Origin of the sequence: Novosphingobium sp. AAP83 (genome assembly GCF_001295795.1) — a bacterium.
Lineage (GTDB): Bacteria > Pseudomonadota > Alphaproteobacteria > Sphingomonadales > Sphingomonadaceae > Novosphingobium.
The window spans coordinates 130731-153611 of sequence record NZ_LJHY01000001.1; the positions used below are offsets into that span (position 1 = coordinate 130731).

The 22881-nt window shown below is 60.0% G+C and carries 23 protein-coding genes; 11 read left to right on the top strand and 12 right to left on the bottom strand.

Annotated elements, in window-relative coordinates; all coding sequences use genetic code 11:
- Window positions 1-34 precede the first annotated feature (34 nt).
- The gene (leuS, locus tag IP81_RS00635) at window positions 35-2707 is read right to left on the bottom strand and encodes a leucine--tRNA ligase (RefSeq protein WP_054106021.1); all 2673 of its coding nucleotides are present in this window, start codon (window positions 2705-2707) and stop codon (window positions 35-37) included.
- Between the two features lie 54 nt (window positions 2708-2761).
- On the bottom strand, window positions 2762-3187 hold the full coding sequence (locus tag IP81_RS00640) for a DUF3576 domain-containing protein (RefSeq protein WP_157573025.1): 426 nt from the start codon (window positions 3185-3187) through the stop codon (window positions 2762-2764).
- Window positions 3188-3653: 466 nt separating this feature from the next.
- On the opposite strand from IP81_RS00640, the gene IP81_RS00645 reads away from it, so the two are divergent.
- The 3 genes from IP81_RS00645 to IP81_RS19485 all read left to right on the top strand — a co-directional run bounded on the left by IP81_RS00645 (window position 3654) and on the right by IP81_RS19485 (window position 5560).
- A complete protein-coding gene (locus tag IP81_RS00645) occupies window positions 3654-4400 on the top strand; it encodes a hypothetical protein (RefSeq protein WP_054106088.1) in 747 nt (248 codons plus the stop codon).
- Between the two features lie 136 nt (window positions 4401-4536).
- A complete protein-coding gene (gene phbB / locus IP81_RS00650; RefSeq protein WP_054106022.1) occupies window positions 4537-5259 on the top strand; it encodes an acetoacetyl-CoA reductase in 723 nt (240 codons plus the stop codon).
- A gap of 40 nt (window positions 5260-5299) precedes the next feature.
- A complete protein-coding gene (locus IP81_RS19485) occupies window positions 5300-5560 on the top strand; it encodes a ribbon-helix-helix domain-containing protein (RefSeq protein WP_082355844.1) in 261 nt (86 codons plus the stop codon).
- Here the strand turns inward: IP81_RS19485 and IP81_RS19985 are convergent.
- Window positions 5530-5730 (bottom strand): hypothetical protein, encoded by a 201-nt coding sequence (locus IP81_RS19985; RefSeq protein ID WP_157573021.1) that lies wholly within the window; start codon window positions 5728-5730, stop codon window positions 5530-5532. The genes IP81_RS19485 and IP81_RS19985 overlap by 31 nt on opposite strands.
- A 46-nt stretch (window positions 5731-5776) precedes the next feature.
- On the bottom strand, window positions 5777-6094 hold the full coding sequence (locus IP81_RS00655; protein ID WP_231626187.1) for a hypothetical protein: 318 nt from the start codon (window positions 6092-6094) through the stop codon (window positions 5777-5779).
- 188 nt (window positions 6095-6282) lie between these two features.
- Here IP81_RS00655 and IP81_RS00660 point away from each other — a divergent pair, with 188 nt between their 5' ends.
- From IP81_RS00660 to metH, 4 genes are all read left to right on the top strand, one after another.
- Entirely contained in the window at window positions 6283-7290 is a 1008-nt protein-coding gene (locus IP81_RS00660; protein WP_369800687.1) for an ArsR/SmtB family transcription factor, read from the top strand.
- Window positions 7291-7295: 5 nt separating this feature from the next.
- Complete coding sequence (gene metF / locus IP81_RS00665) at window positions 7296-8237, top strand: methylenetetrahydrofolate reductase [NAD(P)H] (RefSeq protein WP_054106025.1); 942 nt, start codon at window positions 7296-7298, stop codon at window positions 8235-8237.
- A complete protein-coding gene (locus IP81_RS00670) occupies window positions 8234-9295 on the top strand; it encodes a homocysteine S-methyltransferase family protein (RefSeq protein ID WP_054106026.1) in 1062 nt (353 codons plus the stop codon). The genes metF and IP81_RS00670 overlap by 4 nt, the downstream gene beginning before the upstream one ends.
- Before the next feature lie 69 nt (window positions 9296-9364).
- On the top strand, window positions 9365-12022 hold the full coding sequence (gene metH, locus IP81_RS00675) for a methionine synthase (RefSeq protein WP_082355846.1): 2658 nt from the start codon (window positions 9365-9367) through the stop codon (window positions 12020-12022).
- 94 nt (window positions 12023-12116) lie between these two features.
- On the opposite strand, the gene IP81_RS00680 is transcribed toward metH, so the two are convergent.
- Window positions 12117-12386 (bottom strand): hypothetical protein, encoded by a 270-nt coding sequence (locus tag IP81_RS00680; RefSeq protein WP_054106028.1) that lies wholly within the window; start codon window positions 12384-12386, stop codon window positions 12117-12119.
- Between the two features lie 218 nt (window positions 12387-12604).
- Between IP81_RS00680 and IP81_RS00685 the strand changes: the two genes are divergently transcribed.
- On the top strand, window positions 12605-13063 hold the full coding sequence (locus IP81_RS00685; RefSeq protein ID WP_054106029.1) for a nuclear transport factor 2 family protein: 459 nt from the start codon (window positions 12605-12607) through the stop codon (window positions 13061-13063).
- Window positions 13064-13106: 43 nt separating this feature from the next.
- The gene (recQ, locus tag IP81_RS00690; RefSeq protein WP_255352410.1) at window positions 13107-15011 is read left to right on the top strand and encodes a DNA helicase RecQ; all 1905 of its coding nucleotides are present in this window, start codon (window positions 13107-13109) and stop codon (window positions 15009-15011) included.
- 37 nt (window positions 15012-15048) lie between these two features.
- Here the strand turns inward: recQ and IP81_RS00695 are convergent, their stop codons facing one another.
- Window positions 15049-16041, bottom strand: coding sequence for a TerC family protein (locus tag IP81_RS00695; protein ID WP_054106030.1), 993 nt, complete (start codon window positions 16039-16041; stop codon window positions 15049-15051).
- 197 nt (window positions 16042-16238) lie between these two features.
- On the opposite strand from IP81_RS00695, the gene IP81_RS00700 reads away from it, so the two are divergent.
- Window positions 16239-17135 carry an SPFH domain-containing protein gene (locus tag IP81_RS00700; RefSeq protein WP_054106031.1) on the top strand — a complete coding sequence of 299 codons (897 nt, stop codon included), beginning with the start codon at window positions 16239-16241 and terminating at the stop codon, window positions 17133-17135.
- 70 nt (window positions 17136-17205) lie between these two features.
- The gene (locus tag IP81_RS00705) at window positions 17206-18168 is read left to right on the top strand and encodes a hypothetical protein (protein WP_054106032.1); all 963 of its coding nucleotides are present in this window, start codon (window positions 17206-17208) and stop codon (window positions 18166-18168) included.
- A gap of 2 nt (window positions 18169-18170) precedes the next feature.
- Here the strand turns inward: IP81_RS00705 and ribA are convergent, their stop codons facing one another.
- The 6 genes from ribA to IP81_RS00735 form a co-directional block, all read right to left on the bottom strand.
- Complete coding sequence (gene ribA / locus IP81_RS00710; RefSeq protein ID WP_054106033.1) at window positions 18171-19235, bottom strand: GTP cyclohydrolase II; 1065 nt, start codon at window positions 19233-19235, stop codon at window positions 18171-18173.
- Window positions 19232-20023, bottom strand: coding sequence for an exodeoxyribonuclease III (locus IP81_RS00715; RefSeq protein ID WP_054106034.1), 792 nt, complete (start codon window positions 20021-20023; stop codon window positions 19232-19234). The genes ribA and IP81_RS00715 overlap by 4 nt, the downstream gene beginning before the upstream one ends.
- 120 nt (window positions 20024-20143) lie before the next feature.
- Window positions 20144-20899 carry a hypothetical protein gene (locus IP81_RS00720; RefSeq protein WP_054106035.1) on the bottom strand — a complete coding sequence of 252 codons (756 nt, stop codon included), beginning with the start codon at window positions 20897-20899 and terminating at the stop codon, window positions 20144-20146.
- A 263-nt stretch (window positions 20900-21162) separates the two neighbouring features.
- The gene (locus IP81_RS00725; protein ID WP_082355847.1) at window positions 21163-21453 is read right to left on the bottom strand and encodes a HigA family addiction module antitoxin; all 291 of its coding nucleotides are present in this window, start codon (window positions 21451-21453) and stop codon (window positions 21163-21165) included.
- Window positions 21454-21457: 4 nt separating this feature from the next.
- Window positions 21458-21736: a type II toxin-antitoxin system RelE/ParE family toxin gene (locus IP81_RS00730; protein WP_054106036.1), complete on the bottom strand. Its 279-nt coding sequence runs from the start codon at window positions 21734-21736 to the stop codon at window positions 21458-21460.
- A gap of 117 nt (window positions 21737-21853) precedes the next feature.
- On the bottom strand, window positions 21854-22738 hold the full coding sequence (locus IP81_RS00735; protein WP_054106037.1) for a dienelactone hydrolase family protein: 885 nt from the start codon (window positions 22736-22738) through the stop codon (window positions 21854-21856).
- Between the last annotated feature and the right edge of the window lie 143 nt (window positions 22739-22881).

The following is a 22881-nucleotide window of genomic DNA, read 5'->3' on the forward strand; positions in this document are numbered from 1 at the left end:
CGCGATCAGCAGAGCAGCAAACAGGGCAGGGCGCTTAAACAACGAGGTTCACCAGACGGTCGGGCACAACGATCACCTTTTTTACTTCCGCCCCTTCGAGTGCACGCTGCACTTTCTCCGAAGCAAGGGCAAGGCGTTCGAGGTCTTCTTTCGAAGTGCCCTTGGCCACGGTCAGCGTATCGCGCAGCTTCCCTTTAACCTGAATGGCCACGGTCACTTCATCATCGACCAGAAGCGCGGGATCGACTTCAGGCCAAAGCGCATCGGCAATCAGGCCCGAATCGAAGTTGGCAAAAGCTTCCTCGGCCAGATGCGGCATCATCGGAGCAACCAGCAGCAGCAGGCTGCGGATTGCCGACGTGCGGCTGGCCGAGGGCGCAGCCTTTTCAATCGCACCGGTCAGCTCATAGATGCGCGCCACGGCCTTGTTGAAGCCCAGCGCTTCGATATCTGCCGCGACGGCAAACACGATCTGATGGGTCTTGCGGTCGAGGGCCTTGTCCTCTCCTGTCGCATCAGAATCAAGCTGGCCGAACAAGCGCCACAACCGCTGCACAAACCGTGCGCAGCCTTCGATCCCGGCCTCGGACCAAGGCAGGTCGCGCTCGGGCGGGCTGTCAGACAGCATGAACCAGCGGATCGCATCCGCGCCATATTTCGCCACGATCTCGTCCGGGTCCACCACGTTCTTCTTGGACTTGGACATCTTGATAACGCGGCCGACGTCAACCGCTGCGCCATCGGCCTTGAGCGTTGCGCCTTCGCTGCTGCGCTCAATTTCGCTTGGCGCAAAGAAGATCGGCTGCCCGTTTTCAGGGTTGCGCCGTTCATACGTCTCGTGCGTCACCATGCCTTGCGTAAACAGGCTGGCGAATGGCTCGGTCACCTCGATCTTGCCGATACGTGCCAACGCACGGGTCCAGAAGCGGGCGTAAAGCAAGTGCAGGATCGCGTGTTCGATCCCGCCGATGTATTGTTCGACCGGCAGCCAGCGCTTGATCTCTTCGGGATCGAACGGGCGGTCGGCGGGCTGGCTGGCAAAGCGCAGGAAGTACCACGACGAATCGACGAAAGTATCCAGCGTATCGGTCTCGCGCCGTGCGGCATGGCCGCATTGCGGGCAATCGACATGCTTCCATGTCGGGTGGCGGTCGAGCGGGTTGCCGGGCACATCGAAGGTCACGTCTTCGGGCAGGGTCACCGGCAAGTGCTTCTTGGGCACGGGCACTACGCCGCACACTTCGCAGTGGATGAACGGGATCGGCGTGCCCCAATAGCGCTGGCGCGAAACGCCCCAGTCGCGCAGACGCCACACCGTCTTGCCTTCGCCAAAGCCGCCGGCCTCGGCGCGGGCGATCACTGCTCTACAGGCAGCCTCTGCTGTGCAGGGCAGAATTTCGCTACTGCCTACCAACAGCTTATGCATTGCAGAATCAAGGTAGTCTTGAGGCTCTGATTTAAACTTATGCTTTGTCAATTCGTAGGCTGATGATCGGAAGTCGTGATAAACACTTTTTTCCGAATTTCCTTCGTCGAGGAAGGTTTGTTCAAATGCGATCTGCAATGATGCGTCCCAATCTATCCCGGTAGGAATATGCTGAGCCTCAATTGGCAGGCCATATTTGGTGGCAAAGTCGAAATCGCGCTGGTCGTGCCCCGGCACCGCCATGATCGCACCGGTGCCATATTCCATCAGCACGAAGTTGGCGATGTAGACCGGCAGATCGGCCCCGGTGAACGGGTGCTTGGCGGTGATGCCCGTATCGAAGCCCAGCTTTTCAGCCGTTTCGAGTTCAGCCGCCGTGGTCCCGCCCTTTTTGCACAGCGCGATGAAATCCTGCGCGGCCTGATTGCCCACCGCAGCGGTTTGCGCCACGGGGTGATCTGCCGCCACGGCGACAAAGCTTGCGCCAAAGATCGTGTCGGGCCGGGTGGTGTAGACTTCCAGCTTATCGCCGCTCGAAAGATTGAACGCGAATTGCAGCCCCTGGCTTTTGCCGATCCAGTTTTCCTGCATCGTGCGGACCTTTTCAGGCCAGTTATCCAGCGTGGAAAGACCTTCGAGCAGTTCATCGGCAAAGTCGGTGATCTTCAAAAACCACTGGTTCAGCTTGCGCTTTTCGACCAGCGCGCCCGAGCGCCAGCCGCGCCCGTCGATCACTTGTTCGTTGGCCAGCACGGTGTGATCCACCGGGTCCCAGTTGACCGTCGATTCCTTGCGGTAAACGAGGTCTGCTGCGTAAAGGTCGAGGAACAGCGCCTGTTCGTGGCCGTAATATTCCGGCTCACACGTTGCAATTTCGCGGCTCCAATCGAGCGCGAAGCCCAGCCGCTTCAACTGCGCCTTCATGTTGGCGATGTTTTCGCGCGTCCAGCCGCCGGGGTGTACGCCCTTTTCCATTGCGGCGTTTTCGGCGGGCATGCCGAAAGCGTCCCAGCCCATCGGGTGTAGCACTTCATGGCCGCGCATCCGCTTGTAGCGGGCCAGCACATCGCCCATCGTATAATTTCGCACATGCCCGATGTGGATGCGCCCCGAAGGATAGGGAAACATCTCAAGGACAAAGCTGCGCGGCTTGGTGCTGGCATCATTTGCACGGAACGATTGCTGTTCGTCCCACACCTTTTGCCAACGCGTATCGGCAATCGCAGGATCGAAGCGATCTGATGAAGTAGTGGCGGGCGGCGTGGTTGAAGATGCGGTCATGGTCGCTCCTCTAGGCAGAGCAGCCATGACACGCAAGATTCGCCTGTAACGGGATTAGCCGGTGATCGAGGCACGGCGCAGGTCACGCGCCTTGGTCAGGATGATGTCTTCCAGCTTCTGCACGGTCACGGCCTGAACCGGTGCATCCACCCATTGGCCGGTGGTTGAGATCTGGCGGCTGGCGGCCACGCGCAAAGCATCGGCGCGAAGGTCTTTATCGACGATGGATACCGTCACCTTCATCCGCTCACCGGGGTTCTTGGGGTTGGTGTACCAATCCGTGACGATGACGCCGCCGTTGCTATCTGTCTGAAGCAGAGGCATAAACGATAGCGCATCAAGGCTTGCGCGCCACAAATAGGCGTTGACGCCGATGGTGGTCACTTGGCTGGCTGCAAGGTCTGCTTGTGGCCGATCCTTCTTGCCGCAACCGGTGGCAAGGATGGCCAAGGCTCCGATGACGATGCCGCGAACTACCAAAGTGCGGGTGTTGCGCGCGGTCTTAAAAGTCTTGGTCACGTGGTCACAGTCCTTGGCTTGGCGGCCTTGCGAAGACACCGGCTTATTGCCGATTTCCGAACACAAGACCGTATCGTGCTATACAGCGTCTTGAATGCCTCTATCACCCCCGCGCGCAGTGTCGCAAGCACGTTGAGCGCACTGGATCGGATTGATCCCAATGCACGCCATGGCGGTGAACGCTCGCTGAATGCGCGCGCAACTGTGGATATTGCGCCACACGTTTAAAGGAACGGCTTGAAAGTGATGCGGGCTATAGAAATTTAAATCCTTCAGGCGTAGAGAGATGGCAGGTCGGACTTGGTGACAAAAGCTTAGAGTTTTTGTAAGCTAGGGTCTAGCTTGGATAAGTAGCAAAATCAGGCTTTTCGGGGCGAATCAGTTTATCATGGTCGGCAATGGCAAAAAATCGAAAGCAGCAGGCGTGATGCGCCGTCGCTTCCGTACGCCTTTTGTCGCCGCCGCTTCGGTGGTCGTGGGGCTGGCTTTGGCACCAACGGTGAGCAGCGCTTTCTCCAGCGGCTTTGATACAACACCTGTCAGTCTTGCAGCGCGCGGCGGAATCGGTTCGTTCACCCCCGCTTCTGTTGATGCGCGGCTGGCATCGCAAATCACGGTTCGCGCACTGAAAACCGGCAAATTGTTCCGCTTCACGCCTGCGGGTAATGAAACGCGGGCAAACCGCGCGGTAACCGTTGCAGTCCGTCTTGATTCGCAAAGTTCTTTCGGCTTCCCGGGGCGTACCCCACTTGCTGATACCGCTGTTCAGGCAGGCGCTTTGCCAATGCGGATCGCTCCAGTTGCTTATAACCTTGGCATGGCACGCGGTTTTGCAAGCTTCGCTGGCACATCGTCAACTGCGCTTCAGGATTTGCAGCGGATCGATATGCCCGATCTCGCAAAGCTGAAGTCGGCACCTTCAACCCCGTCTGCACCATCGCGCTTTGCGCCGCGGGTTGAACTGGATGGCCGCGATCGTGCGGGTCGTGCGCCGCGCACGCTCGAAGGCCAAGGCGATTATCAGGTTGATCTGGGCGGTAGCTACCGACTGACCCGCAATCTCAATGTTACCGCTGGCGTGCGCTACTCGCCTGAGCGTGATCGTTTGCTGCCTCTGACAGATGGCAAGCAAGATAATCAGGCGGTCTATGTCGGAACACAGTTCCGTTTCTAATTAATACTATTATTGCAATTTGCTGCTGCGCACCAATTCGGTGCTGCATGTGCAGCATAAGGGCATTCTATAACTTGTAGCTTTGCGATCACCGACTTACGATAGACCTCCGAGAGGGAATATTGGGAGCATTGATATGACGCGAGTTGCAGTCGTTACAGGTGGTAGCCGCGGGATCGGCCATGCGATTTGTCTTGCGTTGAAAGCGCAGGGTCGCACCGTGGTGGCAAATTATGCCGGCAACGAAGAAAAGGCTCGCGCCTTCACTGCCGACACAGGCATTCCCACTTACCGCTTTGATGTTGGCGATCATGAGGCAACCTTGGAAGGATGTGCAAGGATCGCCGCAGAAGTTGGACCCATCGATATCGTCGTTAACAACGCCGGCGTCACCCGTGATGGCGTGCTCCACAAGATGAGCTTCGACGACTGGAACGATGTCATGCGCATCAACCTTGGCGGTTGTTTCAATATGGCCAAGGCAACGTTTCCGGGGATGCGTGAGCGTGGCTGGGGCCGTATTGTGAATATCGGCTCGGTCAACGGCCAGTCCGGTCAGTACGGCCAGGTAAACTATGCCGCTGCCAAGTCTGGCATCCACGGCTTCACCAAGGCTCTCGCACAAGAAGGTGCCAAATTTGGCGTGACGGTCAACGCGATTGCGCCGGGTTACATCGATACCGACATGGTTGCTGCCGTTCCGCCTGCCGTTCTCGAAAAGATCGTGGCAAAGATTCCTGTAGGGCGTCTGGGCCAGGCCGACGAAATCGCACGCGGCGTCGCCTTCCTGACCGCTGAAGAAGGGGCTTTCGTCACCGGTTCGACGATGTCGCTCAACGGCGGCCAGCACATGTATTGATAGTGTCGGGGCAGGTGCCCAGCGCCTGCCCCCACTCTCCATGGCTATTCCTTATCACCCTCCGGTAAAACGCTCGGTCGAGATTGCCGGGCACAAAACCTCGATCAGTCTCGAACCGTTGTTCTGGGATATGTTGCGCCATGCGGCGTTGCGTGAAGGCTTACCAATCAACGCTCTCGTGGCGCGAATAGATGCTGAAAGAATAACCAGCCCAACGCCGCCGGGGCTTGCGGGGGCTATCCGGATATGGCTGGTTACGACGGCTACGGATCAGGATGCCGATGGGGTTGGTGCGGCCTGAGCTGGAACCGCAGCTTCGGGCAGGGCGGGCAATTCGCGCTTTTCCAGCATGTCTGCCGCGCCGTCCAACGCGCGGGCTTCGTCCTGCGTCACCCCGCCCGGCTTCTCCTCTTCGCTTGCGCTGCAAGCTGTCAGCATGATCGCCAAGGCGAAGGCGGGTAGGGTGCGCATGGGGTAGTGTCTTTCCCGAACGGGTCGTTACCCGCGATAAATCGGCTTATTGCGCTGGCTTTGCGTCTGCCTCGTCTTCGGCTTCTGCCGCCTGCACAGCAGCGGCAACAGCGGCTGCATTGTTGGCCGTATCGCGCACGGCGTCAGCTTCGGCATCGGCGGCAGCAGAAGCATCAGGCGCTGGTGCCATCGGCGCAGCAGCTGCCGAAGGTTCCATCGGAGGCAGTTCATCAGCGGGCATTTCAACCGTATCTTCAGAAGCAGCTTCCGATGCATCGTCCGAGCGCCCGCAGGCAGTGATCGCAAGGCTGGCTGCGGCAACAATCGCAAGACTGGCGTACTTCTTCATGGAATTCCCTCTCATGGGCCAGGCGCCCGGAACACACATCACCTGCAAGTATTCTTGCGGTGTATAAAATCGGTTATTATCGGTCACGCTCGGCGAAGGCAAATGCATCCTGCATCAATGCACTACGCATTTTCTAACATATGATATAAAGTATTCTTTAAGTCTATTGACGGATATAAAGGTTTCCTTATATGCCATATGCCATGAACATCCACGACGCCATTCGCGCGCTTGATGACACTACGCGCCTGCGCATTATGCGTCTTCTCGCCAGCATGGAACTGGCGGTGGGCGAAGTGGCGCAAGTGCTTGGCCAAAGCCAGCCCCGTGTGTCCCGCCATATCCGCATCCTGTGCGATTGCGGGCTTGCCGAACGGCGCAAGGAAGGGGCCTGGGTATTCCTGCGCAGCTCGGTTGGCGAAGCTTCAGATAATCCGCTCGCAGCAGCTATCGCCCGTCTATTGGCGGTTGCCGAACAGCAAGACATCGCCTTTGGCCGCCGCTGTGCCGAAGATCGCCAACACCTTGATGCCATCCGTGCAGCACGGGAAAGCCACGCGCTCGATTGGTTCTCCCGCCACGCTGACGAATGGGACGAATTGCGCTCGCTCCATATTGCGGATGGTCCGGTTGAGGCCGCACTCACCGAAATGCTGATGGAAGTGGCGGACGAGGGCTCCCTTGGCCGGCTGCTCGATGTTGGCACAGGTACGGGACGCATCGCTGAATTGTTCGGCCCGCACGCCGCGCGGATCGTTGCGTTTGACAAAAGCCCCGATATGCTGCGGATTGCCCGTGCCCGGCTTCAGCACTTGCCTGCCGATAGCGTGGAACTGGTGCAGGGCGATTTCGCGCAATTGCCCTTTGCCGCGCGCAGCTTCGATACGGTCCTGCTGCATCAGGTGCTGCATTATGCCCAGGCGCCCGAGGCCGTTCTGGCAGGCGCTGCCCGCGTCACGGCCCCCGGAGGCCGCGTCGCCATCGTCGATTTCGCCGCGCATGATCGCGAAGACTTGCGCCAGACGCACGCCCACGCGCGCCTCGGTTTCTCCGACGCGCAGATAGAGGCCATGCTGCTCGACAGCGGCTTTGTCCCGCACGCTACACGCGCGCTCGCGGGCCATGAACTCGTCGTCAAATTGTGGACCGGCATCCGCCGCGAAGACAGCGTTGCCCAGTTTGAACCCCGCCAGCTTGCCCGGAAGACCTGATCCCCATGAACGCCAGCTACGACCAGTTGCGTGAAGCGCGCACCGCCCTTGATACCCCGCTGTTTGCCGGGCTTCCGGGCGATATCAACGTCTCGTTCGAATTCTTCCCGCCCAAGACCGATGCGCTGATGGCGCAATTGTGGGACGTGGTGGAAACTCTGGCACCTTTGGAGCCCCACTTCGTTTCGGTCACTTATGGCGCAGGCGGATCAACCCGTGATCGTACCCACGGCACCGTCGCGCGGATCATCAAGGATGCCAAGCTGCCCGCAGCTGCGCACCTGACCTGCGTGGATGCCACCAAGGCCGAAATCCGCGAAGTGGCCGAAAGCTATTGGGAAGCAGGCGTGCGCCACATCGTTGCACTGCGCGGAGACATGGGCGCTCCGGGCGTGCCGTTCACCCCGCATCCCGAAGGCTATGCCAATGCGGCGGAACTGGTCGCGGGGTTGAAGACCATCGCTCCGTTCGAAATCTCGGTTGCGGCCTATCCCGAAAGCCACCCGGATTCGCCCAGCCAACAGGCCGATATCGATAACCTGAAGCGCAAGCTGGATGCCGGGGCCACGCGCGCGATCAGCCAGTTCTTCTTCGAGCCCGAAACCTTCTTCCGCTTCCGCGACAAGTTGGCGGCGGCTGGTATCGATGCGCCCGTGTTGCCCGGTATCCTGCCCGTCTCCAACGTCGCGCAAACGCGCAAGTTTGCTGCGGCCTGTGGCGCTGCGATCCCGGCCTGGATGGACGGCCTATTCGAAGGGCTCGATACGCACCCCGGCTCGCGCCAGCTTGTTGCGGCGACGATCTCTGCCGAGTTTTGCCGCCGCCTTTATGCCGGTGGCGTGCGCGATTTCCACTTTTACACCCTCAACCGCGCCGAGCTGTCTTACGCGATCTGCCGCTTGCTCGGCCTTCGCCCGACACGCCCCGCGCTGGAGAAAGCCGCATGACCCTCGCTCCTTCCACGGCGCGCGCCGCCTTGCTCGAACAGGCCAGCCAGCGCATCCTCATCACCGATGGCGCGTTCGGCACCGAGATCCAGAACTTCAAGCTGTCCGAAGCCGATTATGCGGGAGCGCTCGGCCTTGCCAAGGACCAGAAGGGCAACAACGATATCCTCGCGCTGACCAAGCCCGAAGTGCCCGAATCGATCCACCGCGCTTATTTTGCGGCAGGCGCAGACATCGCCGAAACCAACACCTTCAGCGCCAATCGCATCAGCCAGGCCGATTACGCGGCCGAACATCTCGTCCGCGAAATCAATGTCGAATCGGCGCAACTCGCCCGCCGCGTTGCGGATGAATTCACTGCCAAGGATGGCTGCCCGCGCTTTGTGGCAGGGGCTATCGGTCCTACGAACAAGACGCTTTCGCTAAGCCCCGATGTGAACGACCCGGGTTTTCGCGAGGTTGATTGGGACGGCATGGTCGATGTCTATGCCGAGCAAGTACATGCGCTGGTTGAAGGCGGGGCGGACTTCATTCTGATCGAAACGGTGTTCGATACGCTGAACGCCAAGGCTGGGATCATGGCAGTTCGCCATGTTGAACAGGCATTGTCGCGCGAAATTCCGATCATGCTGTCGATGACGCTGACCGACCTTTCGGGCCGCAACCTTTCGGGCCATACGGTCGAGGCTTTCTGGTATGCCGTGCGCCACGCCAAGCCGGTTACGATCGGCCTCAACTGCTCGTTCGGGGCCACCCAGTTGCGCCCGCATGTTAAGTCATTGTCGGAAATCGCCGACACCTTGATCATGGTCTATCCCAACGCCGGTTTGCCCAACGAACTGGGCGAATATGACGAGATGCCCGCCACCACGGCGGGCCTTGTCAAGGAATGGGCCGACCACGGGCAGGTGAATATTCTGGGCGGTTGCTGCGGCTCCACCCCTGCGCATATCGCGGCGATGGCCAAGGCGGTTGAAGGCCTTAGCCCGCGCAAGTTGCCGACACCCGAAACGGCGACGCGGCTGGCAGGCCTCGAGCCATTCATCATGGCGGCCTGATCCTATAACCCCTGCCCGTCCGTGTCGAGCGTAGTCGAGACACAATACGCGGCATCTCGACTTCGCTCGATGCGAACGGATATTTTGAAGATGACCAACACACCATCCGGCTCGCGCTTCGTCAACGTCGGCGAACGCACCAACGTCACCGGCTCTGCCGCGTTCAAGAAGCTCATCCTTGCAGGTGATTATACCAAGGCGGTCGAAGTCGCGCGCCAGCAGGTTGAGAACGGCGCGCAAGTGATCGACGTCAACATGGACGAGGGCTTGCTCGACGCGGTCGAGGCGATGACCACGTACCTCAAACTGATCGCTGCCGAGCCTGACATCGCGCGCGTGCCGATCATGATCGACAGTTCGAAGTGGGACGTGATCGAGGCGGGCCTTAAATGCGTTTCGGGCAAGCCCATCGTCAATTCGATCAGTATGAAGGAAGGCGAGGAAGCGTTTCTTTCCCAAGCACGCAAGTGCATGGATTATGGCGCTGCCGTGGTCGTCATGGCCTTTGACGAAAAGGGCCAGGCCGATACCAAGGAGCGCAAGGTCGAAATCTGCGCGCGCGCCTACAAGCTGCTGACGGACATCGGTTTTCCGCCCGAAGACATCATTTTTGACCCCAACGTCTTTGCGGTTGCCACCGGCATCGAAGAGCATGACCGCTATGGTCTGGACTTCATCGAAGCCACTGCCGAGATCAAGGCGCGCTGCCCGCACGTCCATATCTCGGGCGGGCTTTCCAACCTTTCATTCTCGTTCCGTGGCAACGAAATCGTGCGCCGGGCGATGCATTCGGTGTTCCTCTATCACGCGATCCCGGCGGGCATGGACATGGCCATCGTCAACGCTGGCCAGCTTGATATCTATGACCAGATCGACCCCGTTTTACGCGAAGCCTGCGAAGACGTGGTGCTTAACCGCAAGCCCACAGCGGGCGGCGATCTGACTGCGACCGAGCGGCTGATCGACCTTGCCGAAAGCTACAAGGGCAAGGATGTGATCGCCGAAAAGGCCGCAGAGGAATGGCGCGGCTGGGACGTGGTGCGCCGCCTTGAACACGCGCTGGTCAAGGGCATCGACGCCTATATCGTTGAAGACACCGAAGAGGCGCGCGCGGCGATTGATGCGCGCGGCGGCAGGCCCATCGAAGTGATCGAAGGCCCGCTGATGGAAGGTATGAACACGGTTGGCGATCTGTTCGGATCGGGCAAGATGTTCCTGCCGCAAGTCGTCAAATCCGCGCGCGTGATGAAAAAGGCGGTCGCCCACCTCATCCCCTATATCGAAGCGGCCAAGCAGCCCGGCGCGAAAGCCAAGGGCAAGATCATCATGGCCACGGTCAAGGGTGATGTGCACGATATCGGCAAGAACATCGTCGGCGTGGTGCTCCAGTGCAACGGCTATGAAGTGATCGATCTGGGCGTGATGGTGCCGTGGTCAACGATCCTCGATACCGCGCAGAAGGAAGGCGTCGATATCATCGGTCTTTCCGGCCTGATCACGCCGTCATTGGACGAAATGGTCACCGTTGCCGAAGAAATGCAGCGCGCGGGCATGACGATCCCGTTGCTGATCGGCGGGGCCACGACCAGCAAGGTGCACACTGCGCTGCGCATCGATCAGGCCTATGAAGGCGCGGTCGTCCACGTGCTGGATGCCAGCCGCGCGGTGGGCGTCGCCTCGCAACTGCTGTCCGATACGCAAGCCGAGCCGTTTATCAAGGCGACTGCTGCCGAATATCAGCACGTGCGCGATGCGCGTGCGGGCAAGGGCGCGAGCAAGCTGCTCAGCCTCGAAGATGCGCGGCTCAATTCTTATGCGCCGGACTTTTCCGAAAAGGCTCCGCCGCCCGAACAGCCGGGGCGCCATGTTTTCGAAGATTGGGACCTTAACGATCTGGTCGATTGCTTTGACTGGACCCCGTTCTTCCGCGCTTGGGAACTGGCCGGAAACTGGCCGCAGATCCTTGATGACGAGATCATCGGCGAATCCGCGCGCAGCCTCTATGCCGATGCGCGCGCGATGCTGGATAAAATCATCAGCGAGAAGTGGCTGACCGCCAAGGGTGTCGCCCAGTTCTGGCCTTGCGCAAGGCACGGCGATGACGTGGTGCTGCACCCGAACGACGATGAAATCTCGGTCCGTTTGCCGTTCCTGCGCCAGCAAGTGATAAAGAGCCGTGATCGCGCGAACTTCTGCCTTGCCGATTTCATCGATCCGGCGGGCGATTGGCTTGGTGGTTTTGCCGTGGGCATTCACGGCATTGATGAGCACCTTGCGCGCTTCAAGGCGGACAATGATGATTATTCGGATATTCTGCTCAAAGCCTTGGCGGATCGCTTTGCCGAAGCTTTTGCCGAACGCCTGCACCAATATGTCCGCACCACGCTATGGGCCTATGCGCCGGGCGAGCAATTGACCAACGAAGCGCTGATCCGCGAACAGTATCGCGGCATCCGCCCGGCGCCGGGTTACCCTGCATGCCCCGATCACACATTGAAGCCGATTCTGTTCGATCTGCTCGATGCCACGAACACGGCGGGCATTACGCTGACCGAATCACAAGCCATGCTGCCCACCTCGGCGGTATCGGGCTTCTACTTCGCGCATCCCGAAAGCCAGTACTTCGGCGTGGCCACTATCGGTCGTGACCAGTTGGAAGACTATGCAGGCCGTCGCGGGATGGACTTGCCGGTGATGGAACGCTGGCTGCGTCCGAATCTCGACTAAGAAGGCGTGGTGGCCCTCCACAAGCCACCACACCGGACGTCGCAGGCCTACCACCCCAGCGTCGCCATTCCCCCGTGGGCGGGAATCCGGTTGGTTATTGCAGTCCGCTGGCTGCAATCCGCGATTGCGCACGCTGCCGCAGATAATCCGCTTCTACATCGCAGCCCGCTTGCCCTGCCAATACGCCCAGCGCTGCGCCAAGGCCGTGGTGTGCCAGTTCATCAATCGCGGCGTCGGTATCTTGCCCGAGTTCGGCGGCGAGCGATTTCAGCACGCGCGCCATTTCGGCAAATTCCACTTCGCTTTCCCAAGCCGCTTTGCATTCTTCCCGTTTTACAAACGCGGACCGCATTTCAAAGCCCATAGAATTGTCTCCCAGTCGCCGGCGGGAAGAGTTCCCGCAATGTCAGCAATGGTGCGGCAATGTGCCCAATGGGCGATTAATCTTAACCCGCGCGCGATGCCGGAGCGCCATTATGGTTAAGCGGTAACTCACATTCGCGCGCGTCTCGCACAATTGTCAGGCGGCTGCGGACCGGAGGTCGTTTAGGGTGCGGCAAACCATAACATGAGGATGCCGACATGGCCCACATCGATCCCGTCGCCCGCCTGATCGCGATTGAAGAGATCAAGCAGCTCAAAGCGCGCTATTTCCGCTGTATGGATACCAAAGACTTCATTGGTCTGCGCGCCGTGTTCGCCGATGATGCCACGTTCGATGCAAGCTGTTCGCTCAGCATGGAACCGGCCGAGGATGCTGCGGCGTGGATTCATTCCGGCGGGGATGTCATCGCGGCCTTTGTCGAGGCTGCTGTCGCGCCGTTGCGCACGGTCCATCACGGCCATTGCCATGAGATCGAACTGGTTTCGGAAACCGAGGCATGTGGCGTGATTGCGATGGAAGACCAGATCTGGGACGCGACCGGCACGGATGTGGTGCTGCACGGCATGGGCCATTATCACGAGACGTACCGCAAGGATGCCGGACAATGGCGCATCCTGACTTCACGAATCAGCCGTCTTCACATTATTTTGGGGTGATCCGGGTTTTGCTTGGAGCCTGTGATCTGGCATAGAGCCAGACGTGACTTCTGGCGACGACCCCTACGACCTCGATTTTCCACCCGACGATGCCTTTGCCGAAGGTATCTATTCGGGCTTTCCTGATGACGACGAGGTTGCGCCACCCCGGCCAGTTGCACCGCCGCCACCGGTTTACGCCGATGCCCATGAGGCGCTCCATGCGGTGTTCGGCTTTCCGGCGTTTCGCGGGGTGCAGAACCTTGTCGTGGATCGCGTGTTGGCGGGGCAATCGACGCTGGCGGTGATGCCCACCGGCGCGGGCAAATCGCTGACCTATCAATTGCCTGCGGTGATGATGGAGGGCACCTGCATTGTCGTCTCGCCGCTGATCGCGCTGATGCATGATCAATTGCGCGCCGCCACCGCCAACGGCATCCGCGCCGCCACGCTCACCAGCGTTGATACCAACCGCGAAGAGACAATCGCGCGCTTTGCCAACGGCGAGCTTGATCTGCTCTATGTTGCGCCGGAACGCGCCAGCCAGCAGCATTTCCGCGATCTTCTGACGCGCGGGCGTATCTCTCTGTTCGCGATTGACGAGGCGCATTGCGTTTCCGAATGGGGCCACGATTTCCGCCCCGATTACCGCTTGTTGCGTCCGATGATGGACGCGTTCCCCGATGTCGCGCGACTGGCGCTGACCGCTACGGCAGACCGCCACACCCGCGCTGATATCCTTGAGCAACTGGGTATTCCCGCCGAAGGCCTGATCGTTTCAGGGTTTGACCGGCCCAATATCCGCTATGCCATGCGCCCTCGTGACAACCCCTTGCGCCAGATCAAGCAATTGATGGAAGAGCATCCCGGCCCCGGCATCGTCTATGCCCCCACCCGCGCGCAAGTGGAGAAACTGGCCGGGCAATTGAGCACCGTAAGCCGCCGGGTTCTGCCCTATCATGCCGGGCTTGATCCGCAGGTGCGCGCGGGCAATCAGGCCGCGTTTGTGGCGTCCGAAGATATGGTGATGGTTGCCACGGTGGCGTTCGGCATGGGCATCGATAAGCCCGACGTGCGCTTTGTGGCGCATGCGGCCTGCCCCAAATCGATTGAGGCCTATTATCAGGAAACCGGCCGTGCGGGGCGGGATGGCGATCCGGCAGTGGCCGTGATGCTGTGGGGCTCTGAAGACTTTGTGCGCGCCCGCCAGCGTGTTTCCGAGGTAGAGGAACACCGCCGTGCGGGCGAGCGCGTCAGGATTGATGCGCTGGTAAATCTGGTGGAAACGCCGCATTGCCGCCGCGCCATATTGTTGCGCCACTTTGGCGAAGACCCGCCCGAAAAGTGCGGCAATTGCGACAATTGCCTGGAAGCGCCGGGCATCACCGATGGTACGCACGTGGCGCGCAAGTTGCTTTCGGCGGTCTATCGCACGGGGCAGTTGTTCGGCTTTGGCTATGTTGAAAAAGTGCTGACCGGCGTGGCGGATGAACGCATCACGCAGCGCGGCCATGATCAGCTTTCGGTGTTTGGCATCGTGACCGCTGATGAAGCACCTCTGCTGCGCCCGTTGGCGCGTGCCTTGCAGGCGCGGGGCGCGCTGGTGGCGACCGAACATGGCGGGCTGGCGCTTGGCGGTGATGCGCGGGCGATCCTGAAGGGTGAGGCAGAGGTGCCACTGGTGGTCGTGCCCAAGAAGGAGCGCACCAGCCGCCGCCGCGCTGCCTCTCCGGGCGCTGCGTTCAATCCGGTGGGCGATCCGCTGTTTGATGCGCTAAGGTCTTTGCGCCGCGATATGGCGCGCGAGGCGGGCTTGCCGCCCTATGTCATCTTCCACGATTCGGTCTTGCGCGAAATGGCGGGAACGCGGCCCGCCAGCCTTGCCGAACTCGGCCAGATCGGGGGCGTGGGCGGTCGCAAGCTTGAGGCCTATGGCGACCGGTTTCTTGAGGTGATCCGGCAGTTTTGAGGGAGAAGCCGCTCCTTCGGGAAAGGAGCGGCTTAACTCACGCCTCGGTCATATCCCTTGGAGCTTCCCCCCGCGTTTTCCACAGCGAGAACACCACCCCGCCTGCAATCAGGCCGAGGGTAACCCCGAGGCTCAGCCCCGGCGGGAATTTGTCACCGCCCAACAGGAAGTCTGAAACAAAGATCTTCGAGCCGATGAAAACCAGCACCGCTGCCAGCGCATATTTGAGGTAAACGAAGCGGTCGATCATCGCGGCCAATGCAAAGTACAGCGCGCGCAGGCCAAGGATCGCCATGATGTTTGAGGTGTAGACAACAAAGGTATCGGTGGTGATCGCGAAAATCGCAGGCACCGAATCCACCGCAAAGACAAGGTCGGCCAGATTGATCACCACCAGCGCCAGAAACAGCGGCGTGGCAGCGTTCACCAGCTTGCCGGTCTTGGGATCGGTCACTTTCACGAAGAACCGCTGGGCGTGCAGTTCCTTGGTCACGCGCATGTGGCGGCTGATCCAGCGGACGGCCACGTTGTTGCCGATGTCAGGATCGTGGTCGGATGCGAAGAACATCTTGATGCCGGTGAACACCAGAAACGCCGCGAAGATATAGAGCACCCAATAGGCTTGCTCCACCAGTGCTGCACCGCCGGCAATCATCAAACCGCGCAAGACGATCACCGCCACAATGCCCCACAGCAAGGCTCGGTACTGGTATTTGGCTGGGATGGCGAAGAAGGTGAAAATCATGCTGATGACAAAGACATTGTCGATCGACAGCGCCTTTTCGATGGCGAAGCCGGTGAAATACTGCATCCCCAGTTCAGGGCCTTTTTGCACCCAGACCCAAGCACCAAACGCCAATGCAATCGTGATGTAGAAAACGGTCAATTTCACCGATTCTGCAATGCCCATCGCCTTGTCCTCCTTGTGGAGGATGCCAAGATCGAACGCGGTGAGCACGATGACGATGCTCAGGAACGCCAGCCAGAACCAGGCGGGGGTACCGAGCCAATCGGCAAAGAGAAAATCCATCAGTCTGCTCCGCTCATCGTTTCGCCGATGCAAGGCCCGGCGGCTATACATCACCCTGACGTGCATTTCTCAGTGTCAAATCGTTTCCAATTGACATTAAATCGTGCGCAAGAAGTGTTACGTACAAACAGAATCGCAATGCATTGCTGTTATTCGTGGTATGATTACAAACCCGATATCGGATTTTGAGGTGCCTCATGACGGACATGCATACCGCCAGCAAGGAAACGCCTGCTTGGACGACTAGCGGCTACTTTATGCTGATTATCCTCATCGCGCTGTTCGTGATGACAGCGGCGCGTTTCATGGGTGTGGCCGCCGGCAATGTCAGCGAGAACGATATTCTTGGATTTCTGCTCGGCATGATCTTGGGGCCGATTGGCTTCGTACTGATCGCCAAGGGTTTTTACATCATTCAGCCCAATCAGGCCGCGGCGATTACTTTGTTCGGTTCCTATCGCGGTACCGATCGCAGCCATGGTTTGCGCTGGGTGTGGCCGTGGATGAGCAAGACCCGCGTATCGGTGCGCGCCAACAACGTCGTGTCGGAAAAGCTTAAGGTCAACGATCTGCGCGGCAACCCGATTGAAATTGCGTGCAACGTGGTGTGGCGTGTGTCCGATACGGCGCAAGCGCTGTTCGATGTGGATGATTACAAAGCGTTCGTGATCGTCCAGATCGAAAGTGCGGTGCGCTCCATCGGCTCGCGCTACCCCTATGACGATATCGAACACATGGAAGTGACGCTGCGCGGCAATCATGACCAGATCAATGATGAGTTGCGCACCGAACTGAACGCGCGGCTGGTGCTGGCGGGCATCACCGTGGACGAATGCGGGCTGACGCATCTTGCCTATGCCCCTGAAATTGCAGGAGCGATGCTCCGCCGCCAGCAGGCCGAAGCGGTGATTTCGGCACGGCGCAAACTGGTTGAGGGTGCGGTTTCGATGGTCGAACTGGCGCTGAACCAGCTTTCCGAAAAAGGCGTGGTGGAATTGGACGCGACACAGCGCGCGGTGCTGGTTTCGAACCTGATGGTCGTGCTGTGCGGTGAACGCGATGCGCAGCCCACACTGAACGCCGGATCGATTTGACAAGCTGAGGCAACGGCCTGTCAATCATTGCGCGCTATTCCTGCCGCCAGAGAAGCGAAGCGGATAGCGCATGATGAACACCCCGAAGGCCTTCAAACCTGCGCTCGCCATCATCGGCCTGATCGCCGCCATTCCGGCCACGGCGCTATGGGCACAAGGTGCGCGTACGCCCTATACCGTGGCTGAAACGGGGCGAAGCTTTGCCGCGCTGCAAGAGGCGGTGAACGCGATTGGCGAGGGCACCGGCACGATACGCATTGAATCCGGCACTTATCGCGATTGCGCGGTGCAGGCGGCGGGGGATATCGGTTTTGTGGCGCAAGTGCCAGGGCAAGTGGTGTTTGATGGCGGGGCCTGCGAAGGCAAGGCGACCATCGTGGCGCGCGGTCGCTCCACGCGGGTTGAAGGGCTGATCTTCCAGAACATTACCGTTCCCGATGCCAACGGTTCGGGCATCAGGTTGGAGCGCGGCAACCTGATCGTGCGCCAATCGTGGTTCCGCGATAGCGAACAGGGCATCCTTTCCGCCGATGATCCGACGGGCGCGGTGCTGATTGAAAAGTCCACATTCTCGCGGTTGGGCCGGTGCGATCGCGGGCTGTCTTGCGCGCATTCGGTTTACTTCGGCGATTATGGCAGTGTCACGATCCGCCGCAGCCGGTTTGAGGCAGGGCGCGGCGGGCATTATGTGAAAAGCCGTGCGGGCCGCATTGAAGTGAGCGAATCGAGCTTTGACGATACCGCCGGCTCCACCACCAATTACATGATCGATGCGCCAGCAGGAGCAACCGGGCGGATCAATGACAACATTTTCGTGCAAGGGCGCGACAAGGAAAACCACAGCGCGTTCATCGCCGTGGCCGCCGAGGGCAAGCTGCACAGCTCGTCGGGCCTTGCCATTTCCGGCAACGACGCGCGCTTTGCCCCCGGCGTCAGCCGTTGGTCGGCATTCGTGGCCGATTGGTCGGGCGATCCGCTGACCATCGGGGAAAACACGCTGGGCACAGGGCTGACCCGCTTCGACAAGCGCTAAGCTTAAAGCAGCAAGTGCCCGGTGCGGTCGCGCTTGGTATCGAGATAGCGCTGGTTGTGGGGGTTGGCGGGAAGCTGGTGCGCAACGCGTTCGGTCACCTCCACGCCCAGTGCCTGCAAGGTTGCCACCTTTTGCGGATTGTTGGTGAGCAGGCGCAGCCGGTTGACGCCCAGCAGATCGAGCATCCGTGCCGCCACCGGAAAATCGCGCGCTTCGCTGGGCAGGCCGAGCCTTTCGTTGGCATCGACTGTATCAAAGCCCTGATCCTGCAATTCATAGGCGCGCAGCTTGTTCACAAGCCCGATCCCGCGCCCTTCCTGCCGCAGATACAGCAGCACGCCCCAGCCGCCCGCATTGGCCTCCTGCGCCATTTGTGATAGCGCCGCGTCAAGCTGCGGGCCGCAATCGCATTTGAGGCTGCCGAGCACATCACCGGTCAGGCATTCGCTGTGCAGCCGCACCAGCGGTTCGCGCTCGCTGGTTTGCGTGCCAAGGATCAGCGCGACATGTTCGCGCAAGTCATCGCGCGCGCGGAACGCGACGATTTCGGCGTGTTCGCAGGCATGGACGGGCAGGCGCGCGCGGGCTTGGATCGTCAGGTTCAGCGGGTCTTTGAACTGCGCCAGATCGGCGGCAGACACTTCGGCAGCGGTTTCAATGCCGGTGGAAACCATGAACGCGGGCAGGATACCGGCCAGCCGCGCCAGTTCCATCGCTGCTGTCGCGGCTTCAACTGCTTCGATGGGGTCAGCCTTGAACGGCCCGCGCAAGGGGCTGCCAAGGTCTTGCGCCGGATCGGCAAGGTTGCGCGCGGCTGAAAGGCTGAACGGGTCTGCACCACGGATCAGCACAGGCGCTTGCGGAACGGCGGCATCGCGCTGGTTCGCCAGCTTCAGCGTGGCGGCGCGCGCATCAGAAATTAGCAGGCGCGCGGCATAGATGCCGGGCTGGGCAAAGGCGGTTTCGGCGGGCAACAGATCAAGCGCGCCGTCCGCACTGGTGACGCGGATGGCCCAACCGTGGCGCAATGCGTCAAGCGCAAGGGCGACGTTGCGCGACCCGCTCAAACGTCAATCTCGGTGATCAGCGGGATGTGGTCCGAAGGCTGGTCCCACTTGCGCGTTTCTTCGACAAAGCGGTGCCCGCGCGTTTGCGCTGCGGCCTGCGGCGAGGCCCACATGTGATCGAGGCGGCGGCCCTGATCCTTGGCGCGCCAATAGGAGCGGTACGACCACCACGAATAATTGCGTTCCGGCGCGGGGATATGCTTGCGGCCCAGATCGACCCAGCCATGCGCATCGGCAAAGCGTTGCAGCGTCTCCACCTCAAGCGGGGTGTGGCTGACGACTTTGAGCAGCGCCTTGTGGTTATAAACGTCGCACTCCAGCGGCGCGATGTTGAAATCGCCGACGATCATGGTGGGGCGATCAATTGCTTCGGCCCAGCGCGTCATGCGTTCAAGGAAATCGAGCTTCTGCCCGAACTTGGCGTTCACCTCGCGGTCGGCCACATCGCCGCCTGCGGGGATATAGACGTTTTCGAGGATCAACCCCTGACCCGGCCCGGTCAGTTCAACGCCGATATGCCGCGCCTCGCCATTGTCCTGCCAATCGTGTTTGCTAAATTCGCGGAAGGGAATGCGGCTGACCGTGGCGACGCCGTGATAGCCCTTCTGGCCATGCACTGCGCGATGGGTATAGCCCAGCTTTTCAAACACTTCGTGCGGAAACAGGTTCTCCGGCGTCTTGATCTCCTGCAAGCACAGCACATCAGGCGCTTCCTGCAAAAGAAAGCGTTCGACCTGATCGGCGCGGAGGCGGACCGAATTGATGTTCCAAGTGGCAATAGAGATCATGCCATGGGCTTTAGGGTTGTGAGGCGGGGTTTGCTAGATGGGATGTGGGGGTAGGCGATCTAATGTCGAGGTGCATCTGCCATCGCATCAGTCCCCGCGCAGACCGAAACACAGCCCGTTTTATTGGAGTGTTCCCAAATAAAAATCGCCTTCCGTGACTGTTGATAGCTTACGGAGAATTTCCGGGTCATCCTGAGTCGCGGAAATCAATTGGCCCCTTTGGGTTAGGAGCCACACCAGCCTCTTCTCGATGCCAGTCGTCACCGGATCATCGGTGATTTGCACGGTGATGCGGCGCAGGGACACGCCTTGGCCAAAGGATGCGGCAAGATTGTCCGGATCGACCCGCTCCACCGTCTTGGGATCACGAACATCGCGAAACCGCACCATGATAGGATAACCCCCAACCGGCTTTTGATCGGCGAAACGTGGAGCAAACCAGCGCGGGACGACGTTCAGCTTGCGGTTGGCACGCACAGCTTCAATCTTCGCGCCAAAGCGATCATCAATGGGAATCGATGGATCATCAGGCTCGGGCGTAACACCTGACATGATGCCCGCCGCCCAACCATGCGAAGCTTCACTGCGCAGGAGGACAAACAGGGTCTGGCCCGGTGCAATATCCACCGCCACCGCCTCCCCCTTGGCCTGCGCAGAGGCACCGCCCAGCGTGGTCCCGACCTCGCCTGCGGTCACTTCGATCACGCTTGATCCCGTTCGCAAGCCTTGGGGCGTATCAACCTCGACCGTCAGGCGATAGCGGAAGGGTTTATAGCTTTTGACAAGCCCGCAACCGCCCAACAGCGCCATCGCACCGCCAGCAAACCATCCCAACGCCGCCCGCCGCGCGATTCCATTGCCGCCCCGATCACTCATCCACGCTCACCTGCAAATCTGTCGCGATTATGGCATTTGCAAACACACCCGCCGTAAACCCACCCCCGGCCCCTCCCTTAAGGGAGGAGAGCGAGACTTATTGAGCCAAAGGCGAAATTAGTCGCCGCGGGGAGGGTTTCCGAACCCATCGTGCTGGCAAACCACATAATCACCAAAGCTGTGCTGCAAATGGATAACGCGATGATCTTAAGAAACGGACGACAATCACCACCACATCGGCGCTTTCGCGAAGGTCTGTTTCCTCAAGCCGCTTCCTGCAACCGCCGCACAACAGGCTGCACATGCTGGCGCGCGCGCCACAGATCGTAGTTCGCCTGCATCGCCAACCACGCCCGCGCCGTGCTTGCGCCTGCCTGTTCCAGCCGCAAGGCCAGATCGGGGCTGATCGCGGCCTTGCCGTTCAGCACTCGTGAAAGCGCAACACGCGACATGGCAAGGCGACTGGCCGCTTCGGTGACGGACAGGTTGAGCGCCGTGATCACTTCATCGCGGAGCAGTTCGCCGGGATGGGGAGGGTTGTGCATCATGGTCATGACCTCAATGGTAATCCTGATAATCAACAAGTTCGGCGTCTGTCCCGACGAAGCGGAAGGTGATGCGCCAATTGCCATTGACCCAGACTGACCAATGACCTTTCAAATCGCCCTTCAACGGGTGCAGTTTGAAGGACGGCAAATTTATGTCCTCTGGACCAGCCGCCACTTCGAGGAGACCCAGAATGTTCCGGATTTTCTTCACATGCGAGGCTTGGATGCCCCGCGTTGTGCCGGTGTTATAAAAAGCCTCAAGCCCTTTGTGCCGGAATCCGATTATCATGATTATTTGTATCGCGTATCGTTACGCGATGCAAGGCTTGTCCACTTGGCAGCCTTTGTAACGCGGGGCGGCACGGCGGCTTTCAATCCTCTCAGGACGAAAAGCCGCCGCTCACGCTCACAAATTCGCGGCAAACAGTGCCAGCATGCGGCCCCATGCCTTTTCGGCTTGGGCTTTGTCATAGATCGGGGCGTCGAGGGTGCACCAGCCGTGTTGGGCGGGGTAAACTTCGATTTCGGCGGGGCGGGCAGCGGTATCGGCGGCGGCGCGGAGTTTGGTTTTTTCGTCTGGCGCGCGTTCATCATCGTTTTGGGCGATGGCGATGAGGTAGGCGGCTTTGGTTTTGGGCAGCAGGTTGATCGGGCTTTCGGGCGCATCGCCAACAAGGCCGCCGCCGTGGAACGAGGCGGCAGCGCCGACGCGGGCGGGGTTGGCAAAGGCGGTGCGCACGGTGAACGGGCCGCCCATGCAATAGCCGCACGAGCCGATCTTCTTTTGGGTATCGACTTCAGGCTGTTTATCGAGCCAGTTCACGAAGGCGGCGGCATCGGAAACCGTGCCCGCAGGCGTGATCGCGGCGATCATGGGCTTGAGCTTTTCCTGCCCCGGCGGCGTGCGCCATTCCATCAGCGAATTGAGGATCGGGACCGGGCTGGAGCGGTAATACTGGTTGACCACCAGCACGGCAAAGCCCGCTTCGGCCAATTGCGTGCCCATCGCCTTATAAGCATCGCGCAAGCCGGCGATATCGGGCCACATGATCACGGCGGCGTGTTTGCCCTTGGCGGGGGTGACGAAGAAGGCGTCGGCCTTGCCATCAGGCGTATCGATGGTGACGGTGCGACTCTTCGTTGCAGGGCCAGCCGCCCCGTTGGCGGTGGTGCAACCCGGCAGCAGCGAGAATGCTGCGACGCCTGCGCCGATTGTTGCAAAATCGCGTCGGTTCACGCCTGCTTTGCGTTCCCACACAGCGTTCTCGGCTTCGGTGAATTCATCGCACATGCGCCAGTTTCCTTCGCTAACCGTCCATTGCCCAGATTAGCGGGGATGCATGACTAAACAAGAGACTGGAAAAGAAAGGTGAAAAGCACGAGCCTTGCAATTTTCCTCTCGCATTCATCGTAAAAATTGTTAGCGTTGTCGCA